The 18,120-nt window shown below is 71.0% G+C and carries 15 protein-coding genes; all 15 read left to right on the top strand.

All coding sequences use genetic code 11. The features are described from left to right. The first annotated feature begins 8 nt into the window (after positions 1 to 8). The 15 genes from ACESM1_RS21285 (at position 9) to ACESM1_RS21215 (ending at position 18,119) form a co-directional block, all read left to right on the top strand. Complete coding sequence (locus ACESM1_RS21285; RefSeq protein WP_372623214.1) at positions 9 to 995, top strand: TRAP transporter substrate-binding protein; 987 nt, start codon at positions 9 to 11, stop codon at positions 993 to 995. Positions 996 to 1,076: 81 nt separating this feature from the next. After that, on the top strand, positions 1,077 to 1,592 hold the full coding sequence (locus ACESM1_RS21280; protein ID WP_372623213.1) for a TRAP transporter small permease: 516 nt from the start codon (positions 1,077 to 1,079) through the stop codon (positions 1,590 to 1,592). A gap of 5 nt (positions 1,593 to 1,597) precedes the next feature. Then, positions 1,598 to 2,896 carry a TRAP transporter large permease gene (locus tag ACESM1_RS21275; RefSeq protein WP_372623212.1) on the top strand — a complete coding sequence of 433 codons (1,299 nt, stop codon included), beginning with the start codon at positions 1,598 to 1,600 and terminating at the stop codon, positions 2,894 to 2,896. A 23-nt stretch (positions 2,897 to 2,919) separates the two neighbouring features. Beyond that, positions 2,920 to 3,759 carry an NAD-dependent epimerase/dehydratase family protein gene (locus ACESM1_RS21270; RefSeq protein WP_372623211.1) on the top strand — a complete coding sequence of 280 codons (840 nt, stop codon included), beginning with the start codon at positions 2,920 to 2,922 and terminating at the stop codon, positions 3,757 to 3,759. Then, on the top strand, positions 3,759 to 4,622 hold the full coding sequence (locus ACESM1_RS21265; RefSeq protein WP_372623210.1) for an aldose epimerase: 864 nt from the start codon (positions 3,759 to 3,761) through the stop codon (positions 4,620 to 4,622). Before ACESM1_RS21270 ends, ACESM1_RS21265 begins: the two co-directional genes overlap by 1 nt. Before the next feature lie 31 nt (positions 4,623 to 4,653). Beyond that, positions 4,654 to 5,676 carry a hypothetical protein gene (locus tag ACESM1_RS21260; protein WP_372623209.1) on the top strand — a complete coding sequence of 341 codons (1,023 nt, stop codon included), beginning with the start codon at positions 4,654 to 4,656 and terminating at the stop codon, positions 5,674 to 5,676. Positions 5,677 to 5,769: 93 nt separating this feature from the next. Next, entirely contained in the window at positions 5,770 to 6,921 is a 1,152-nt protein-coding gene (locus ACESM1_RS21255) for an FAD-dependent oxidoreductase (RefSeq protein ID WP_372623208.1), read from the top strand. Next, positions 6,918 to 8,558, top strand: a complete 1,641-nt coding sequence (locus ACESM1_RS21250) for an acyl-CoA dehydrogenase family protein (RefSeq protein WP_372623207.1) — start codon at positions 6,918 to 6,920, stop codon at positions 8,556 to 8,558. The genes ACESM1_RS21255 and ACESM1_RS21250 overlap by 4 nt, the downstream gene beginning before the upstream one ends. Positions 8,559 to 8,616: 58 nt before the next feature. Continuing rightward, the gene (locus tag ACESM1_RS21245) at positions 8,617 to 10,224 is read left to right on the top strand and encodes a phytoene desaturase family protein (RefSeq protein WP_372623206.1); all 1,608 of its coding nucleotides are present in this window, start codon (positions 8,617 to 8,619) and stop codon (positions 10,222 to 10,224) included. 164 nt (positions 10,225 to 10,388) lie between these two features. Beyond that, the gene (locus ACESM1_RS21240) at positions 10,389 to 11,975 is read left to right on the top strand and encodes a phytoene desaturase family protein (RefSeq protein ID WP_372623205.1); all 1,587 of its coding nucleotides are present in this window, start codon (positions 10,389 to 10,391) and stop codon (positions 11,973 to 11,975) included. A gap of 16 nt (positions 11,976 to 11,991) precedes the next feature. Then, positions 11,992 to 12,819, top strand: coding sequence for a lysophospholipid acyltransferase family protein (locus ACESM1_RS21235; RefSeq protein WP_372623249.1), 828 nt, complete (start codon positions 11,992 to 11,994; stop codon positions 12,817 to 12,819). Beyond that, positions 12,820 to 13,938, top strand: a complete 1,119-nt coding sequence (locus ACESM1_RS21230; RefSeq protein ID WP_372623204.1) for a glycosyltransferase — start codon at positions 12,820 to 12,822, stop codon at positions 13,936 to 13,938. Positions 13,939 to 13,945: 7 nt separating this feature from the next. Continuing rightward, positions 13,946 to 15,541 carry a squalene/phytoene synthase family protein gene (locus ACESM1_RS21225; RefSeq protein ID WP_372623203.1) on the top strand — a complete coding sequence of 532 codons (1,596 nt, stop codon included), beginning with the start codon at positions 13,946 to 13,948 and terminating at the stop codon, positions 15,539 to 15,541. After that, positions 15,538 to 16,776, top strand: coding sequence for an FAD-dependent oxidoreductase (locus ACESM1_RS21220; protein ID WP_372623202.1), 1,239 nt, complete (start codon positions 15,538 to 15,540; stop codon positions 16,774 to 16,776). The genes ACESM1_RS21225 and ACESM1_RS21220 overlap by 4 nt, the downstream gene beginning before the upstream one ends. After that, a complete protein-coding gene (locus ACESM1_RS21215; RefSeq protein ID WP_372623201.1) occupies positions 16,773 to 18,119 on the top strand; it encodes an aldehyde dehydrogenase family protein in 1,347 nt (448 codons plus the stop codon). Before ACESM1_RS21220 ends, ACESM1_RS21215 begins: the two co-directional genes overlap by 4 nt. Position 18,120 lies beyond the last annotated feature (1 nt).

The following is an 18,120-nucleotide window of genomic DNA, read 5'->3' as shown; positions in this document are numbered from 1 at the left end:
GAACCACGATGAAGATCACACGCGTCATGCGTGCCGCGGCCCTGGCCGCCGCCGCCTTGCTTCCCTGGGCCGCAAGTCCCGGCCAAGCCCAGGAATGGCGCGGCTGGAACATCCACGCCGCCGATTACCCGAACGGCCGTGGCATGGACCGTTTCGGCGAACTGGTGGCGCAGCGGACCAACAACCGGATCCGCATGCGGACCTACCACTCGGCGCAACTTGGCCAGCAGGACGAGGCGATCCAGCAGATGCGCCTGGGATCGATCGATTTCGCCAATTTCAACCTCTCGCCCTTCAACAACCTGGCGCCATCCACGCAGGTGGTGACACTGCCCTTCCTGTTCCGTGACGTCGCGCACATGCAGCGCGCCATCGACGGCATCGCCGGCGAGGAGATCTCCCGCGACCTGGAAGCCATCGGCATCATCGCGCTGGCCTGGTACGATGCCGGTGCGCGCAGCCTCTACACGACGCGGCCGGTCCGCACCCCGGCCGATGTCCGCGGCATGAAGATCCGGGTGCAGACCTCGGACCTCTGGATCGACCTGATGCGCGCGATGGGTGCGAACCCGACGCCGCTCCCCTTCGGCGAGGTATTCACCTCCCTGCAGTCCGGCGTGATCGACGGCGCCGAGAACAACTGGCCCTCCTACGAGAGCACCCGCCACTTCGAGGTCGCGCGCTACTACACCGACACCCAGCACTCCAACGTGCCTGAGGTGCTGGCGGTCGGCATCCAGCGCTGGCGCCGGCTGAACGAGCAGGAGCGCAACATCCTGCGCGATGCGGCGCGCGAGAGCGCGGTGTTCCAGCGCCAGCTCTGGGCGGAGCGCGAGCAGGTCTCCCGCCGCCGCGTCGAGCAGGCGGGCGTGACGGTGATCGAGATCGCCGATCGGCGCCCCTGGTCCGAACTGATGGCGCCGGTCTACCAGAAGTACACCGGCAACAACCCGCGCCTCGCGACGATGGTGCAGCGCATCCGCGACCTTCAGTAGGCAGCTCGGGAGTGCCCCTGCTCCCTCCCCCTGCTTGCGGGGGGAGGGTTCGGGGTGGGGGCCAGGTACGGAACCAGCCATATGGCCCACTTCTCCCGCGTGCTCGACCTGTTCTGTCGCCTGGTCATCGTCGCCGCCGGTGCCGCCCTGGTCGGGCTGGTCGCGATGATGGGCTGGCTGGTATTCGGCCGTTACGTGCTGAACGACACGCCCACCTGGGTGGAGCGCGGCGCCACCCTCGCCATCCTGTGCATCGCGCTGCCGGTCGCTGCCGTGGGCGTGCGGGAGCGCTTCCACCTTTCGGTCCTGGGCTTCCGCGAGGCGCTGCCGATGGCGGCCCAGCGCTGGATCGCCGTGGGCTGCGACACGCTGGTGGGCCTGTTCGGCCTGGCCATGATGACCTATTCGCGCGAACTCGTGGACATGGTCTGGACATTCAAGATCCCGCTGCTCGGCATCAGCCAGGGCTGGACCTATGTGCCGCTGCTGGTCTGCGGCGGGCTGATCACCCTCTTCGCCATCGAGCAGGTGCTGCTCGACATCCTCCGCAAGGAAGGCCCCGAGCAGCGCGGCATCAGGGCCGCCTTCCTGGAGTAGCGCGGGTGGAATTCGGCCTTCTGCTGATCATCGGGGTCTTCGTCCTCGGCGTCGTGGCCGGTGTGCCGGTGGCCTTCACCCTCGGCATCGCGGCGCTCGCCGGCTTCTTCTGGGAGGGGCTGAACCCGGCCGTCGGGTTCCAGCAGATGGCCTCCGGGATGAGCATCTTCTCGCTGCTGGCGATCCCGTTCTTCATCTTCGCCGGCGAGTTGATGCTGCATGGCGGCATCGCGCGGCGGCTGGTCGCGCTCGCCTCGGCCTGCGTCGGCTGGATGCGCGGCGGGCTCGGCATGGTGGATGTCTCCACCTCCATGCTGTTCGGCGGCATCTCGGGCTCGGCGGTGGCCGACACCTCGGCGACCGGCACTATCCTGATCCCGGCCATGAAGGCGAAAGGCTACGGGGTGGACTATGCGGTGGGCCTGACCGTCACATCGTCCATCGCCGGAATCCTGATCCCACCCTCGCACAACATGATCCTCTATTCGCTGGCGGCGGGCGGCGGCATCTCGGTCAGCGCGCTGTTCATCGCCGGCATCGTGCCGGGCCTGATGATGTGCACCTTCCTCGGCATCGCCGCCTATGTGATGGCAGTTCGCCGCGGCTATCCCGCGGATGGCTGGAGGGGCTTCCGGCACCTGGCCTGGACCTTCGTGGACGCGCTGCCCGGCCTGTTCACCGCCATCATCATCCTGGGCGGCGTGCTGTCCGGCGTCTTCACGGTGACCGAGAGTGCGGCCTTCGGCACCATCTGGGCGCTGGCCGTCACCATCCTGGTCTATCGCGCCCTCTCCTGGAGGGACTTCAAGGTGGCGGTGGCGGCCAGCGTGCGGACATCGGCGGTGGTGTTCCTGCTGGTCGGCACGGCAACCGCCTTCGCCTACCTGCTCGCGCTTTACCGGCTGCCGGAGCACCTGACGGATGCGATGCTCGCGATCAGCGATAATCCGGTTGTCATCCTGCTGATGATCAATGTCTGCCTGCTGCTGCTCGGCGCGGTGATGGACATGGCGGCGCTGATCCTGATCACCACGCCGATCTTCCTGCCGGTCGTCACCGCCATCGGCGTGGACCCGGTGCAGTTCGGCATGGTGATGATGATGAACCTCGGCCTCGGCCTCACCACTCCCCCGGTCGGCGCGGTGCTGTTCGTCGGCTGTGCCATCGGGCGGATCAGGATGGAGGAGGTGATGCGCACCATCTGGCCCTTCTGGGGCGCCATCCTGGTTGCGCTGCTGCTCACCACCTACGTGCCCGAGGTCTCGCTCACCCTGCCGCGGCTGCTGCTCGGCTACGGGACGTGAGAGCTCATCGAGAGGAACCTGCCATGGACCAGAAGCCCATCCTGCTCACCGGCGCGTCCGGCGCGCTCGGCCGGATGCTGGCGCGCGAGCTCGGCACCGCCGGCTTCACGCTCCGGCTGACCGATATCCAGCCCTTCCCCGACCCGCTGCCCAAAGGCGCGAGCTTCGTGCGGGCCGACCTGAACGAAGGGCTGGCCATCGTACGCCAGGCGGAGGGCTGCTCGACCATCCTGCATTTCGGCGGCATCGCGACGGAGAACCCGTTCGAGATGGTGCTCGGCCCGAATCTCCGCGGCGTGTACCACATCTACGAGGCGGCACGGCGCGAAGGCGCCCGGGTGGTCTTCGCCTCCTCCAACCACTCCATCGGCTTCCACGAACGGCCGAAGGGCAACGAAGCGAAGCTCGACTACGACTGCGCCTTCCGCCCGGACGGCTACTACGGCTTGTCCAAGGCGTACGGGGAGCTGATGGGAAGGCTCTACTGGGACAAGCATGGGGTGGAGAACGTCAACCTCCGGATCGGCTCCTGCCTGCCGAAGCCGGCCAATGCGCGCGCGCTCGCGACCTGGCTTTCCTACCCGGACCTTGCGCGGCTGGTGCTGCGCTGCATCCAGGCGGAGCGGGTCGGGCATGCGGTGATCTGGGGCGCCTCGAACAACCCGGCCACCTACTGGGGGCGCGACCATCGTGACCGCATCGGCTGGACGCCCCAGGACAACGCGGAGGCCTTCCGCAAGGAGATCGAGGGCATCGTCTCCGACAGCGAGGTGGAGGAGCGCTACCAGGGCGGCTTCTACTGCCCGATCGAGTATTCGCGGAAGGGCGGCTTCTCCCCGCGCGATCCCTTCAGCCTCGGCTGATGAGGCTCGTCGCTGGCGCGCCTGTCGAGTTGCGCGCCGGCGGCGCGACAGCGGTGATCCTGCCGCAACAGGGCGCCGCCTTCGCGCGCCTGGCCGCTGCCGGGCGCGACCTGCTGGTGCCGGTGCCGCCGGGCGCCGATCCGAATACCGGCTTCCGCGGCTCCTTCCTGATGGCCCCCTGGACCAACCGGCTGGATGGCGGGCGCATCGTGGTGGCCGGTGTCGAGCACCGCATGCCGATCAACCGGCCTGCCGAGAACAATGCGCTGCACGGCTTCCTGCGCGAGCTGCCCTGGACAGTGCTCGCGGCGCGGGAGGACCGCGCGCTGCTCGGCTGCCGCTTTGACCGCGCGCCCTTCGCCGGCAGTGCCCGGCTCACGGCGACGCTGGCGGCGGACCACCTGACGCTCGAGATCGCGTTGACCAATGGCGCAGCGGTGCCGGTGCCGATGGGCGTCGGCTGGCATCCCTATTTCCCGCGCCCCGCTGGCACGCGGCTCCGCGCCGCTGCACGCGTGGCGTTCGGCCGCGACGCGCGCAACCTGCCGGTCGCGCCGCGGCCAAGCAGCGGATTGAGTGGCAGCGCGAATGCGCTTGATGCGCTCGACGGTCACTTCGCCGGCTGGGACGGCACGGCGGAGATCACCTGGCCCGATGGCGCTGTGCTGGCGCTGCGCGCGGCCGGCGCCTGGGCGTCGAACCTGCAGGTCTTCGCGCCGCCGCAGGCTGCGGTGCTCGCTGTGGAGCCGGTGAGCCACGCGCCCGATGCGGCGAACCGCGCCGACGCTGCCGCGCACGGCGCGATGCATGTGCTGGCGCCGGGCGAGACGCTCGCTGGCTCACTGATGATTCATTGGCGCTGACGAGTCCCTCCACGGGAACAATCGCCGCGACGTGACGTTCGCCTCGGCAACCGCGTGCATTGTCGTGCGCGCGGCACCGCGGAGCCGACCGCAAGGCGAGCGCAGCCGAGCGGCAAGGTCCAGGGCTCCGGGGGACGGTGGCGTGCAGGATGCACGCATGGCGAAGACGCGTTCCGTGGCGGTCGCATCGGCGCCACGCAATGCGCCGGACTCACAACCGAACAAGGAGGATCAGCGCATGAGCGACGAGACGGAGCAGATGCCGGCACCGGCGGAAGATGAAGCCACCGCCATCGAGCAGCCGCAGGAGGAGAAGCCGAAGCGCCGCCGCGCGCCGCCGCGCCGCGCCGCGGCTGCCACGCGCGCCGCGCCGGCCCGCGCCAGTGCCGCAAAGAGCACGCGCGCAAAGGCGGCGACTGGCACCCGCAAGGCTGCCGGCACCGCCGCGCGCGGCACCGGCCGGACGGCGGCGGCGAAGGGCGGGCGCAGCGCCGCGGGCACGCGCGCAAAGCCGGCTGCCGGCACCGCACGCAAGGCAACCGGCAAGGCCGCTGCCGCGAAGGGCGCTCGGAAGCCGCGCGTGGCCACGCGCGGCCGCAGTGCTGCGACTTCGACGCGGGGGAAGGCCGCAGCGACTCGAGGGAAGGCCGCAACCGGAACCCGCAAGGCAGCGGCCCCGGCGCGCAAGGCGACGGGCACGCGCAAAGCCACGACGGGCACGCGCAAGGCCACGACGGGCACGCGCAAGGCCACGACGGGTGCGCGCAAGGCAGCGACGACCACGCGCGGCAAGGCGGCGACTGGCCGAGGCAAGGCGGCAGCCAGCACGCGCGGCAAGGCCGCCGGCACGACGCGGAAGACGGCCAAGACCGGCACCGGGCGGACCACGAAGAAGGTGACCACGCGCTCAAACGGCGCGAAGTCCGCGGCGCCGCGCGCCACCAAAGCCGCGGCGACGCGGCGCACCGGGACAGCCGGCAAGACCGGGCGCAGCACCAGCGCACGGGGCACGACCGGCCGCGGCGGTGGCGCTGGCCGCAGCCGGATGCACTGATCCGCCGGGAGGGGCGGTAAGGCCGCCCCTCCGCGCCGATCCGCTTTCCCGGGCCTCTCGCCAAGCGGGCCTCGGCGCGCGACACTGGCCGCCATGCGAACCGCTCTCGTGCTTGGCGCCGGGATCATGGGGCTCTCCGCCGCCTGGGCGCTCTCGCGCGCCGGGTTCGCGGTGCGGGTGGTTGAGCAGGATCCCGTCCCGAATCCCCGCGGTTCCTCGGTGGACGACCACCGGCTGATCCGCCACGCCTATGGGGCGCAGGCCGGCTACATGCGCATGGTGGACCCGGCCTTCGCCGCCTGGGGCACGCTGTTCGCGGAAGCCGGCGAGCGGCCCTACGTGCCGACCGGCGTGCTCGCCCTGGCGCACGCGGCCGACGGTTGGCTCGCCGAAAGCCGCGCCGCACTGCGTGGCGACGGGCATGCCGTCACGGACCTGACCGCCGAAGCGGTCGCCTCGCGCTACTCCTTCCTCTCGCCCGCGGGTATCGCCGCCTCCTTCCACCTGCCCTCGGGGGGCGTGCTGCTGGCGTGGCGCATCGTGGCCATGCTCGCGCGCCTCCTGGCGGCCCGGGGCGTGACGATCGAGCGCCGCCAGGCGGTGAGGCTGGATCCCGCGCGCGCCACCGTCACGCTGGCCGGTGGCGGAAAGCTGGAGGCCGACCTGCTGGTCGTCGCTGCCGGCCCCTGGGGCCCGCGCCTGGTGCCGGGGCTTGCCGCGCGAGTGCGGCCGACGCGGCAGATCGTGGTCCGGCTCTCCCCGCCCCCTGAACATGCGGAGGCGTGGGCAGGGGCGCCGATGCTGCTGGACCTGGCCGAGGATGGCGGCTTCTACGCGGTGCCGCCGGTGGCCGGCACGCCGCTGAAGATCGGCGATCACCGCTTCGCCCCCACCGCCGATCCGGATGGCCCACGCGAGGCAACAGCGGCGGAGGCCGAAGCGATCCTCGACCTGGCGCGCCGTCGCATCCGCAGCCTGGAGAGTTACCGCCTGCTCTCCGCCGCCGCCTGCTGGTACGACGTGGAGCCGGGCGAGCGCTTCGTGATAGAGCCGCTCGGCGGTCGTGCCTGGGTGATGTCCGGCTTCTCCGGCCATGGCTTCAAGTTTGGTCCGCTGCTCGGGTTGGCGTTGGGGCGAGCGGTGCGCGACCCCGCACTGGCTGCGGCCTTTCCACCCTGGGCGGCGGGCGAGGCGCCCCCACCTCCCGGGCTGTTGGACGACATTGCGCAGGACACGTTGGCATGACCCTTCCGACCGCGGCCGACGACCTCATCCTCGGGCTGACGCGGGTGGTGGACCTGCCAGCCCTCACCGAAGCTGCCGGCACCCCGCTTGGCGCAGCCGACATCGAGGCGCTGCTCCGCGAGGCGGAGCGCTTCTGCACCGAGGTGATCGCCCCCGGCTGGCAGCAGGCCGACCGCGAAGGCGCCGCCTACGCGAACGGCACCGTCACTGTGCCGGCGCACTACCACGGCGTGATGAAGGCCTGGATCGAGGGTGGCTGGCAGTCCCTCGCCGCGCCGGCCGAGCATGGCGGGCAGGGCCTGCCGCACAGCATCTGGACCGCGGTGGTCGAGCTCGCCTCCGCCGCCGACATGGCCTTCTTCCTCGGCCCGATCCTGACCGCGGGCGCCATTGACTGCCTGACCCGGTTCGCCTCGCCCGACCAGGCCGCGCGATGGCTGCCGAAGCTGGTCTCCGGCGAGTGGCCTGGCACCATGAACCTGACCGAGCCACAGGCCGGCTCCGACCTGGCCGCCATCCGCACCCGCGCGGAGCCCCTCGGCAATGGCCGCTACGGGCTGCACGGCCAGAAGATCTACATCACCTGGGGCGAGCACGAGACGACGGAGAACATCCTCCACCTCGTCCTTGCCCGCCTGCCGGACGCACCGCCGGGCTCGCGCGGCATCTCGCTCTTCGCCGCGCCGAAGGTGTTGCCCGATGGTCGGCGCAATATGCTGCGCTGCGGCGGGATCGAGCGGAAGCTCGGCATCCACGCCTCGCCCACCTGCGTCATGCTGTTCGAGGGCGCCGAGGCCGAGTTGGTCGGAGAGGCCGGCCGCGGCCTGAACGCGATGTTCGCCATGATGAACGCGGCGCGGCTGGCCGTTGGCGTGCAGGGCGTGGGTCAGGGTGCGCGGGCGCTGCAGCTTGCCGAAGCCTATGCGGCGCAGCGGACTCAATCCGGCCGTGTCATCGCACAGCACCCCGACGTCGCGCGGATGCTGACCGAGATGCGGGCAGTCACCCTGGCGGGAAGGTTGCTGGCGTTGGAAGCCGCCGTGGCGTTCGACCGTCATCACCTGCTGGGCGATGCCGAGGCTGCGACGCGCCTCGCGCTGCTGATTCCGATAGTGAAGGCCTGGTGCACCGACCGCGGCGTCGATGTCGCCTCTCTCGGCATCCAGGTCCATGGCGGGATGGGCTTCGTGGAGGACAGCGGCGCGGCGCAGGTGCTGCGCGACGCGCGAATTGCGCCGATCTATGAAGGCACCAATGGCATCCAGGCCATCGACCTGCTGGTGCGCAAGCTCGCCAAGGATGATGGTGCGGCGATGCGCGCCCTGCTGGCGGAGGTGGCCGCGGAGCCGCGCCTTGCCGCGGCCGCCACCCGCCTGGCCGAGGCGACCGCCGCCATGCTGTCCTTGCAGGCGCAGGACGCCGAGGCGGCGCAATCCCTCGCCGCCGCCTATCTCGATGCCTGCGGCTGGACGCTCGGCGGCTGGATGCTGGCCCGCGCCGCCGCCGCCGCGCCCGACCGTGAGCCGCTCGCCGCCTATTTCCTCGGCCGTCTGCTGCCCCGAGCGGCGGCCCGCTGCATGGAGATTGCCGCTTTCGCCGCACCCACCCCTCCCGCGCGGACCCCCGCTGCGGCATGAAGCGTCATCGCTGCCCCTTGCGACTCTGCGCCTCGGGGGCATCTCGATGCGGGTCCAAATGAACACGATTCTCGCCTCCCCCTCCCTGCATCGGCCTCGCACGCGGGTCGCGGTCATCGGTGCCGGTCCAGGCGGCCTTGCCTCGGCGATGCTGCTTGCCGCCTCTGGCGCGCGCGTCACCCTGTTCGAGAAGGACGAGGTGGTCGGTGGTCGCACCCGGACGTTGACATCACCGGAAGGCTACAGCTTCGACCTCGGCCCGACCTTCTTCCTCTACCCGCGCATCCTGAAGGAGATTTTCAGGCGATGCGGCGCGGAACTCGAGGGCGAGGTGGATCTGCGGCGCCTGGATCCACAATATCGCCTTGTCTTCGAAGGGCCGAGCCGTTCGCGCACGCAGCTTGACTGCTCTTCCGACTTCGATCGGATGGAGGCCGAGCTCGCAAAGTTTGCGCCGGACGACGCCAAGGGGCTGCGCCCTTTCATCTGCGAGAATCGCGCCAAGCTCGATGCTTTCCGCCCGGTGCTGGAACGCGCCTTCGAAGGCCCGCTCGACATGGTCAAGTGGGACATGATCCGCGCGCTGCCGCTGCTGCGCCCATGGGCCACGGTCGACCAGGATCTGAGCCGGCATTTCCGCGACCCGCGGGTGCGGCTCGCCTTCTCCTTCCAGACCAAGTACCTGGGCATGAGCCCGTTCCGCTGCCCCTCGTTGTTCACCATCCTGTCCTACCTGGAATACGAGCACGGCATCTTCCACCCGATCGGCGGCTGTGGCGCCGTCTCGCGTGCGATGGCGCGGGTGGCCGAACGCCTGGGGGTGGAAATCCGGCTCTCCACCCCGGTGGAGCGCATCGCCTTCGAAGGCAACCGCGCCCGGGGCATCGAGAGTGGCGGGCGGCGCCACGAGGCCGAAGCGGTGGTGGTGAACGCCGATTTCGCCCATGCCATCCCGAAGCTGATCCCGGCCGAGTTGCGGCGCGACTGGTCCGACGCGAAGATCGAGAAGGCACGTTATTCCTGCTCGACCTTCATGCTCTACCTCGGGCTGGATCGCACCTTCCCCGAACTCGCCCACCACACCGTCGTGCTCAGCGAGGAGTACAAGCGCAACATCGCGGAGATCGAAGGCGGCGCGATCCCCGATGTGCCCTCCTTCTACGTGCAGAATGCCGGCGCAACCGATCCGACCCTGGCTCCGCCAGGCCACACCGCGCTCTACATGCTGGTGCCGGTGCCGAACCTGCTCAAGCGGCCGGACTGGCCCGCCCAGGCCGCGCGCTACCGCGAGATCGCGCTGGATCGCCTTCAGGCGATCGGTCTGCCCGATCTGCGCCCGCATATCCGCTACGAGCGCATCGTCGCGCCGCAGGACTGGGAGAACGACTACGCGGTGGGCTTCGGCGCCACCTTCAATCTCTCCCACGAACTGCCGCAGATGCTCTACTTCCGGCCTGGCAATCGCTTCCGGGACGTGCAGGGCGTCTACCTCGTCGGCGGCGGCACCCACCCGGGCAGTGGGCTGCCGGTTATCTACGAGGGCGCGCGCATCACCACTGGCCTGCTGGCCAAGGATCTCGGCCTCTCCGGTGAGGCGAGCCGGCCGACGGCTGCCGGCGACCTCGCCGGAGCCACGCGGGCGGCTGCCTTCGGGCTGGAGCGATAGACGATGCCGGAGGCGGGGCACCCAGGCCACGTCGCCTCCGGCCTTGAAGACTAACGTGGGGGTCCGGGGAGCTTCAAGCTCCCCGGCGGGGGCGCGGGGGCAGCGCCCCCGCCGCAGCCCGCGGACATGCTCGTGGTTCCCCGGCCCCGAGGAGGATGGCGCGCATGGCTGAGCGGGTGGTGGTGGTCGGTGGTGGCCTGGGCGGCCTGGCGGCCGCGGCGGTCGCCGCGGCGCGCGGTCACAAGGTGACGCTGCTCGACAAGAACCCGTGGCTCGGCGGCAAGGCGGCGGTACTGCATCTGGATGCGCCCGACGGATCGGGGCGGTACCGATTCGACATGGGCCCGACGATCCTTACCGTTCCGCGCGTGCTGCGCCGGATCTTCGCCGAGGCCGGCCGCGACCAGGCGCAGGACCTGCCGCTGATCCGCCTCGACCCGCAGTGGCGCTGTTTCTTCGAGGATGGCACGCGCATCGACCTGCTGGAGAATGTGGACCGCATGGCGGCGGAGATGGACCGCTTCGCGCCGGGCAGGGGCATGGGCGCCGGCTACCGAAACCTGCAGGCCGAAGCGGAGAACCTGCACCGCGTGTCGGAGGGCTTCTTCTTCTGGCGTTCCGTCGAGGGCATGTCGGACACGCTGAACTTCAAGGCGAACCTGAGCCCCGATACGCTGCGCGACGTGCTGAGCCTGAAGATGGGCCGCACGGTGGCGAAGGTGATCCGCGGCCATGTGCCGGATGCGCGGCTGGCGCAGATGCTGGACCACTACTGCCAGTATGTTGGCTCCTCCCCCTACCTGGCGCCGGCGGTGCTGACCTCGATCGCCGATATGCAGGCGACCGAGGGCGTGTGGTACCCCGTCGGCGGGACCCGTGCGGTGGCGGAGGGCCTGGCGAAGCTCGCGGCCGATTGCGGCGCCGATCTGCGCCCAGGCGTGGAGGTGACCGGCTTCGACATCCAGGACGGTGCGGTGAAGGGCGTGATCGCCGGCGGCGAGACGATCGCCTGCGACGCGGTGATCTCCAACATGGATGCGATCCGCACCTATCGCGAGTTGGTCGGCGGCGAGCCGGCCCGGAAATACGACCGCAAGGGGTTCGAGCCGGCCTGTTCCGGCGTGGTGCTCTATCTCGGCCTTAAGAAGCGCTACGACCATCTGGCGCATCACTGCTTCGTCTTCTCGCGCGACGCGGAGGAGGAGTTCGATGCGATCTACAGGAAGGGCGAGCCGGCGCCGGATCCGACCGCCTATCTCGCCGCCACCTCCTGCAGCGACGATACCTCCGCGCCGCCGGGCGGCGAGGCGCTGTATGTGTTGGTTCACACGCCCTACCTCCGGCCGCACCACGACTGGTCGAAGATGTTCCCGGCCTATCGCCAGAAGATCCTCGACAAGCTGAAGCGCACCGCCGGGATGGAGGACATCGAGGAGCGGATCGTGGTGGAAAGCCAGCTCACGCCGGTGGACATCCATGAACGCTACAAGGTGCTGGACGGCGCCATCTACGGGCTGGCGAGCCACGGCACCTTCATGGGCGCCTTCAAGCCGGGAAACCGCAGCAAGGTTGTGAAGGGGCTCTATCTCTGCGGCGGCGCGGCGCATCCGGGGCCGGGCATGCCGATGGTGATGATGTCCGGCTGGATCGCCGCCGACAGCATGGATCAGGATCGCGGCGGCCGCGGCATGACCGAGCGCGCGCGTCAGGCTGGAAGGCGAGACGCCGAGCTCGCCACCGCCGCGGAGTAGACGTGCCGTGAACGCAATGACGCCGCCGGGGAAGACGACGACGGAAGATCCCGTCGGCCGTTATGACCCGCGGCGGATGGCGTTCTTCCATTTCATGTTCGGCCGCTTCTTCCAGAAGCACATGCGGGCCATGCGCGTCGCGCAATGGGGCATGCCGCGGGACTATGGCAGCCGCCCGCTGGTTGTCTTCGCCAATCATCCGGGGTGGTGGGATGGCGTCGCCTTCATGCTGCTGTCCCAGGCGCTGTTTCCGCGGCGCCGGATGTACATCCCGATGGATGCGGCTGCACTCGCCCGGTACCCCTTCATGCGCCGCATCGGCGTCTTCGGCATCGAGGCAGGCACGCCGCGCGGCGCCGTCGCCTTCCTGCGCCTGGCGCGCGAGGTGCTGGCTGCGCCCGAACGCATGCTATGGATGAACGCGCCAGGCCGCTTCTCCGATGTCCGGGAACGCCCGGTGCCGATCGCGCCCGGCATGACGCGCCTGCCGGAGTTCGCCCCCGAGGCGGTGTTCATCCCGCTCGCACTCGACTACCCGTTCTGGACCGAGCGCAAGGCGGAGATGCTCTGCGCCTTCGGGGAGCCGATCGAGGGCGGCGTGCTCGCGGCGCTGGATCGCGAAGCGCGTGCCGCGGCACTCTCAGCCGCGCTCGCTGCGACCATGGACCGGCTGGCCGCGGATGCCATCGCCCGCGATCCGGCACGCTTCCAGACGCTGCTGCGCGGCCGAGAGGGCATGGGCGGCCTGTTCCAGCTCTGGCGCCAGGCAGTGGCAGCGGCGCGCGGACAGCGTTACGATCCGCGGCACGATCCGCGCCATGACCCGCGGCAGGAGGCCGGCTGAATGGATGTCGCTTCGCCCTGGGAGTTCACCTGGGCCTGGATCGCGCTTTTCCTCGCCACCTTCCCGGCGACGATGGGGCTCGCCAACCTGTTCCTGGTGCGTCCGGCGCATGGCACGCCGAAAGCCGGCACGCTCGTCTCCATCCTGATCCCCGCCCGGAACGAGGAGACGCATATCGCGGCCTGCCTCGAAGCCGCGCTTGCATCGCGCGGCGTGGCGATCGAAGCGGTGGTGATGGATGACGCTTCCACCGACCGCACGGCGGAGATCGTGCGCGCCTTCGCCGCGCGCGATCCGCGGGTGCGGCTGGAAACGGCGCCGCCGCTGCCGCCCGGCTGGACGGGCAAGGTGCATGCCTGTGCGCAGCTCGCGGAGGCCGCGAAAGGCACGCACCTGCTCTTCATCGACGCCGATGTGCGGCTGGAGCCCGAGGCGGCGGCGTCCATGTCCGGCCATGCGCAGCGCACCGGCGCCGCGATGGTAACGGGCGTGCCGCGGCAGCTCATGGGCTCGCTGGGCGAGGCGCTGACCGTGCCGATGATCAATTTTCTTCTGTTCTGCTACCTGCCCGGTGGCGGCCGCGCCTTCACCAGGCGTGCGGAGATGGCGGCTGCTTGCGGCCAGTTGATGATGGTCGAGCGCGGCGCCTATCAGGCAACCGGCGGCCATGCCGGCATCCGTGGCGTGCTGCACGATGCGCTGCAACTCGCGCGTCGGATGCGCGCCGCCGGCCATGCGACGGAAGTGGTGGAGGGTGCACCGCTTGCCACCTGCCGGATGTACGACGGCTTCGTGCAGAGCTGGCGCGGCTTCATCAAGAATGCGCGCGAAGGCATGGCGACCCCGGTTGGCCTGCCGATCTGGACGGCGATGCTCGCCGGCGCCTTCCTCTGGCCCGTTGCGCTGCTGCCGAGCGGCTGGGCCTTCATTGCGCTTGGCCTCGGTTTCGCGCTGCGCGCCGCAGTCACCTTCCGCACGCGCGAGCCCTGGTGGACCATCCCGTTGCATCCGGCGACCGTCGCCGTGGCGCTGGCGATCCAGTGGACGGCGCTGGTGCGCGGGCTGCTCGGCAAGCGCGAAGGCTGGAAGGGCCGCGCCTATCAGGGCGGGGCCGCCTGAGGCGCTGATGGCGGGCAGCCAGGCCGGGGTCGCCGTCGGGCCGCCAACACGCGACGCGGGCAGCGAGAACTTCCCGGTCGCCTCCCTCCTGCTGCCGCGCGCGGCGCGCGCCAAGGTGCTCGCCTTCTATCGTTTTGTCCGGACCGCCGACGACGTCGCCGATTCCGCCGCGCTGACGGCGGACGAGAAGCTGCGCCGGCTGGATGCGATGGAGGCGACGGCTGAGACGGCGCTGGCCGCGGTCGGCTGCGACGAGGCGCGCATCATGCTCGACGCCTTTCGCCAGGATGCGGTGCAGCGCCGCTATGCGCATTGGGCCGAGCTGGAACGCTACTGCGCGCGCTCCGCCGAGCCGGTCGGGCGCATGCTGCTGCGGCTGCATGGCGAGGACGCGGACGCGCATCATGCTTCGGACGCGCTTTGCACCGCGTTGCAGGTGCTGAACCACCTGCAGGACCTGGTGCCGGATCGCGGCGCGCTGGACCGCGTTTATCTGCCCGAGCCATGGATGGAACTCGCCGGCGGCGAGGCCGCCTTCTTCGAACACCACAATCCGAAGCGCCGCGCCGTGCTGGACGCCGCGCTGGACCGCGTGGAGGCTACGCTCGCGGTCGCGGCGCCGCTGCCGCGCCTGCTGCGCTCGCGCCTGAAGCGCCAGGCGGCGGTGACGCTTGTGCTGGCGTGGCGGCTGCTGGCGAAGCTGCGCCTGGCCGATCCGGTGCAGCGACGCGTCGCGCTCGGCAAAGCGGATTTTGCTGCCGCCTTCGCATCATTGGCCTTGCCGCCACCCTCCGACGCTGCGGTTGTGCGGAGCTGCGTGAGTCGGGCGAAGTCATCCTTCGGGCGCGGCATGCGGGTGCTGAAGGGCGAGCGACGGCGGGCCCTGTTCGCGGTGTACGGCTTCTGCCGTGCGGTGGACGACATCGCCGACGCGGCCATGCCGGTCACGGAGAAGCGCCGCTTCCTCTCCGATTGGCGCCGCAAGCTCGCTGCGCCCGACTGTGCGCTCTCCGCCGAGCTCGCCTGGGCGTGCCGCGCCTTCGACCTCCCGCCAGCCGAATGCCTGGCCATGGTGGCGGGCATGGAGACGGACGCGGCGGGCTGCGTGCGGCTGGCGGATGAGGCGGCGCTCGATCTTTATTGCCGCCGCGTGGCAGGTAGTGTGGGCGCCATGGCAGTGCGCATCTTCGGCGCGCCGCAGGCCGAGGGGTTCGGCCTGGCGCTCGGCCGCACCTTCCAGCTGGTGAACATTCTCCGCGATGCGGAGGAGGATGCTGCGGCGGACCGTGTCTATGTCCCGCGCACACTGCTCGATCGCCATGGCGTGACGACGGAGGATGCACGGGCGATCGTCGCGCACCCCGGCTTCGCCGCCTGCTGCGACGAGCTCGCACAGCAGGCGCTTGCCGGCTTTGCATGTGCCGCGGCGGATTTGCCGAGGTACGACGCCCGCGCGCTGAAGCCGGCGCGGGTGATGATGTGGGGCTATCGCCGCCTGCTGGACCGCATGCTGGTGCAGGGCTTCGCCGCGCCGCGCAGCCGGCCGCGCCTGACGCGTGCCGAGAAGCTGCGGATGGCGCTGACCGCCATGGCGCCATCATGACCTTCCATGTCGTCGGCGCCGGCCTGGCGGGCCTGGCGGGCGCGCTGATGCTCGCGCGCGCGGGCCATCGCGTGACGCTCTACGAGGCCACGCCCGCGCCCGGCGGCCGCGCCCGCGCATTGCCCGATGGCACCGACAACGGCACGCATGCGCTGCTCGGCGCCAACCGTGTGGCGCTGCGCTTCCTCTCGGCAGTCGGCGCACGCGACGCCTGGATCGAGCCGGAGCCCGATGGCCTGCCGGTGCTCGACCTCGCCGACCACAGCGCGCGCCAGGTGGCACTCTCGCCTATGGGCTGGTTGCGCAGCGCACGGCGGCCGGCCGGGCTGACGCTCGGTGCGCTGTTCGCGGTGGCGCGACTGGCCCTGCCCGGCGCGGATCGCACCGTCGCCGCCGCGCTCGCCGCGCACCCGGCCATGCTGCGCAGCCTGGTCGAGCCGCTGACCGTCGCTGCGCTGAACACGCCGGCCACGGAAGCCTCCTCTCGGCTGCTCGGCCATGTGCTGCGCCGTCTGGCGGCGCCCGGCGCGGCACGGCTGTTCGTCGCCGCGCGCGGGTTGGGGCCGGACATGGTGGCGCCGGCCGTCGCGACCCTCGGTTGCCATGGCGCCACCCTGCGGACCGGGTTGCGCCTTCGCGGCCTGATGCGCCAGGGCGACCGGGTCGCCGCGCTGGATTTCGGCGAGCAATCGGTCGAGCTCGACTCTGCCGAATACGTGCTGCTCGCTGTGCCCCCGTGGGAGGCGGCGCGGCTGCTGCCGGATCTTGCGGTGCCGGAGCTGCACGCACCGATCCTCAACCTGCATTTCGCCCATGCCACGGAAGGCCCGGTGCGCTTCATCGGGCTGCTGGGCGGGCTGGCGCAATGGGTGCTGGTGCGGCCGGGCGGCGTCTCCGTCACGGTGAGCGCGGCCGACGACGCGGTCACGCTCTCCGAGGAAGCCGCCACCGTGCGCATCTGGCCCGAGGTGCGCGAAGCGGCGCTGCGCTTCCGCCTGGCCGGCGAGTGGCCGGTGGCCCCACCGCGCGCGCGCGCGGTGCGCGAACGCCGCGCGACGCCGCGCCATACCCTGCTGCCCCGCCCGCGCCCGCCGCGCCAGCCGCTGGTGAATCTCGCGCTCGCCGGCGACTGGACCCTGCCCGATCTGCCCGCGACGATCGAGGCCGCCATCCGCTCCGGCGAGGCCGCCGCCGCCGCGCTGCTGAGCGCGCCATTGCCGAAGGAGGCAGCGTGACGCCGGCCGAGGCCCTCGCCGCGCTGCGCGCCGCCGAAGCCCGTGACGGCAGACTCGGCCTGGATCGCCGGCGCGATTTGTTGGCGAAGCTGGCCGATGAGGTGCTGGCACGTGCCGAGGAGTTCGTCATCGCGCTGGATGCCGATTACGGCGGCCGATCGCGGTATGACACCCTGCTGGCCGATGTGCTGATCGTGGCCGATGCCGCACGCTATTCGCGCCGCAAGCTGAGGGGCTGGGCGAAGCCGCGGCGCGCCTGGGTGCCCTATCCCTTCTGGCCAACAACGGCGGCGGAGGAGCCGGTGCCGAAGGGCGTGGTCGGCATCATCGCGCCTTGGAACTACCCGGTCCAGCTCGCCCTCTGGCCGGTGGTGGATGCGATCGCGGCGGGCAACCGCGTCGTGGTGAAGCCCTCGGAGTTCGTGCCCCGCACGGCGGCGCTGCTGGGCGAGGTGCTGGAGGCCGCCCTCGGCCGCGATGTCGCGCTTGCCGTCCAGGGTGGGCGCGAGGTGGCGGAAAGCTTCGCCGCGCAGCCCTGGGATCATCTGGTCTTCACCGGCGGCACGTCGACGGGCCGCAAGGTGGCGGAGGCGGCGGCGCGCAACCTGGTGCCCGTCACGCTGGAACTCGGCGGGAAGTGCCCCGCCCTGGTCTTGCCCGGGGCCGATCTGCGCGAGGCGGCGCGGAACATCCTGGCCGGCAAGGCGGTGAATGCCGGTCAGACCTGCATTGCGCCCGATACGGTGCTGCTGGTCGGCCATGCACCCGCCGATTTTGCAGACGCCTGCCGCGACAGTGGGATCGCGCTGCCGGAGGGCGCCATCGCCTCCGAGGCGCAGGCGGCGCGGTTGGATGCGCTGACCGTGGGCGCGCGGCTGACGCCGCTCGGCGCCGATGGCGATGCGCGGCGGCGCGCCCTCACGCTGGCGGAGGCCGCACAGAATTCACCGCTGCAGCAGGAAGAGATCTTCGGCCCGGTGCTGGCCATACAGGCGATGCCCGACCTTGCTGGCGCCATCGCCTGGGTCACCGCGCGCCCCCCGCCATTGGCGATCTATCTGTTCGGCGCCACCCGCTCGGAGGAGGCGGCGGTGGCGGCCGGCACGCGCTCCGGCGCGCTGGTGACTGGCCGCGCCATCGAGTACGCGGCCTTCCCGTCGCTCGGCTTCGGCGGCGTCGGCGCCTCCGGCATCGGGCGCTATCATGGGCGCGCGGGGTTCCTCGCCTTCTCGGACATGCGCGCGCGCGTACGGCATGGCCGGTGGAGCCTCTCGCGGTTCTTCGACCTGCCGCGCAAGCCGATCGCCGAGAAGCTGACGAAGCAACTCGTGAAGAAGCGCTGAG

Origin of the sequence: Falsiroseomonas sp., assembly GCF_041690465.1 — a bacterium.
Lineage (GTDB): Bacteria > Pseudomonadota > Alphaproteobacteria > Acetobacterales > Acetobacteraceae > Falsiroseomonas.
This window is presented reverse-complemented; position numbering and strand designations above follow the sequence as displayed.

Coding starts and splice junctions, on each gene's coding strand:
- ACESM1_RS21285 (WP_372623214.1), top strand. CDS start 9: ATGAAGATCACACGCGTCATGCGTGCCGCGGCCCTGGCCGCCGCCGCC.
- ACESM1_RS21280 (WP_372623213.1), top strand. CDS start 1,077: ATGGCCCACTTCTCCCGCGTGCTCGACCTGTTCTGTCGCCTGGTCATC.
- ACESM1_RS21270 (WP_372623211.1), top strand. CDS start 2,920: ATGGACCAGAAGCCCATCCTGCTCACCGGCGCGTCCGGCGCGCTCGGC.
- ACESM1_RS21265 (WP_372623210.1), top strand. CDS start 3,759: ATGAGGCTCGTCGCTGGCGCGCCTGTCGAGTTGCGCGCCGGCGGCGCG.
- ACESM1_RS21255 (WP_372623208.1), top strand. CDS start 5,770: ATGCGAACCGCTCTCGTGCTTGGCGCCGGGATCATGGGGCTCTCCGCC.
- ACESM1_RS21250 (WP_372623207.1), top strand. CDS start 6,918: ATGACCCTTCCGACCGCGGCCGACGACCTCATCCTCGGGCTGACGCGG.
- ACESM1_RS21245 (WP_372623206.1), top strand. CDS start 8,617: ATGAACACGATTCTCGCCTCCCCCTCCCTGCATCGGCCTCGCACGCGG.
- ACESM1_RS21240 (WP_372623205.1), top strand. CDS start 10,389: ATGGCTGAGCGGGTGGTGGTGGTCGGTGGTGGCCTGGGCGGCCTGGCG.
- ACESM1_RS21235 (WP_372623249.1), top strand. CDS start 11,992: ATGACGCCGCCGGGGAAGACGACGACGGAAGATCCCGTCGGCCGTTAT.
- ACESM1_RS21230 (WP_372623204.1), top strand. CDS start 12,820: ATGGATGTCGCTTCGCCCTGGGAGTTCACCTGGGCCTGGATCGCGCTT.
- ACESM1_RS21225 (WP_372623203.1), top strand. CDS start 13,946: ATGGCGGGCAGCCAGGCCGGGGTCGCCGTCGGGCCGCCAACACGCGAC.
- ACESM1_RS21220 (WP_372623202.1), top strand. CDS start 15,538: ATGACCTTCCATGTCGTCGGCGCCGGCCTGGCGGGCCTGGCGGGCGCG.